2 protein-coding genes are annotated in these 940 nt (G+C 60.3%); both read right to left on the bottom strand.

Features of this window, described 5'->3' with window-relative positions; genetic code table 11:
* A partial coding sequence (locus D8U18_RS28180) for an NAD(P)-dependent oxidoreductase (protein WP_131109233.1) occupies positions 1-441 on the bottom strand: 441 nt, incomplete at its 3' end.
* A 200-nt stretch (positions 442-641) separates the two neighbouring features.
* The coding region (locus D8U18_RS28175; protein WP_153189121.1) for a TIM barrel protein at positions 642-940 on the bottom strand (299 nt) is incomplete at its 5' end.

Here is a 940-nt window from a genome sequence, read left to right as displayed (position 1 = left end):
GGCGCGTTCGAAGGCATCGGCATCGCCGCCGACCATGATGCTCAGGGTCGCAGCCTTGGCGCCAACTTCACCGCCGGACACCGGGGCGTCGAGGTATTGCGCGCCTTTCTCGTTGATCTTGGCCGCGAAAGCCTTGGTGGCGGTCGGCGAGATCGAGCTCATGTCGATCACGACTTTGCCTTTGCCGATACCCGCGGCAATGCCGTCGGCGCGGAACAGCACGTCATCGACCTGCGGGGTATCCGGCACCATGACGATGATGAATTCAGCTTCCTGGGCGACTTCTTTGGGGTTCGCCAGGGCAACGGCGCCAGCAGCAACCAGATCGGCAGGCGCGGCGTCGTGGTGTGCCGACAGGAACAGGCTGTGACCGGCTTTCTGCAGGTTCGCCGCCATTGGGTGGCCCATGATGCCGGTGCCGATAAATCCGATTTTAGCCATGAAAAAATCCTCTTGTTTTTGTGTAGCCAAATAATGTGCCGAACACACTTTGTGGCGAGGGAGCTTGCTCCCGCTCGGCTGCGAAGCAGTCGTAGATCCTGAGAACCGGTTCTGCCCGAATCACCATAGTGAATGGCTGTTGGGGGCGCTTCGCACCCCAGCGGGAGCAGGCTCCCTCACCACAGAGGCCCGGTTTAAACTCAGATCGCGTTATGGGTTTTCAACCAGCCGAGGCCGGCTTCAGTGGTGGTCAGCGGCTTGTATTCGCAGCCGACCCAACCCTGGTAACCGATGCGGTCCAGGTGTTCGAACAGGAAGCGGTAGTTGATCTCACCGGTGCCTGGTTCGTTGCGCCCCGGGTTGTCCGCGAGCTGTACATGGTTGATCTCGCCCAGATGCGATTGCAGGGTGCGGGCCAGGTCGCCTTCCATGATTTGCATGTGGTAGATGTCGTATTGCAGGAACAGGTTGGCGCTGCCGACCTGCTCGCGAATCGACA

Origin of the sequence: Pseudomonas sp. Sample_10 (genome assembly GCF_004321495.1) — a bacterium.
Lineage (GTDB): Bacteria > Pseudomonadota > Gammaproteobacteria > Pseudomonadales > Pseudomonadaceae > Aquipseudomonas.
The sequence above is the reverse complement of the archived record's forward strand: the minus strand, read 5'-3'. Positions and strand labels throughout refer to the sequence as shown.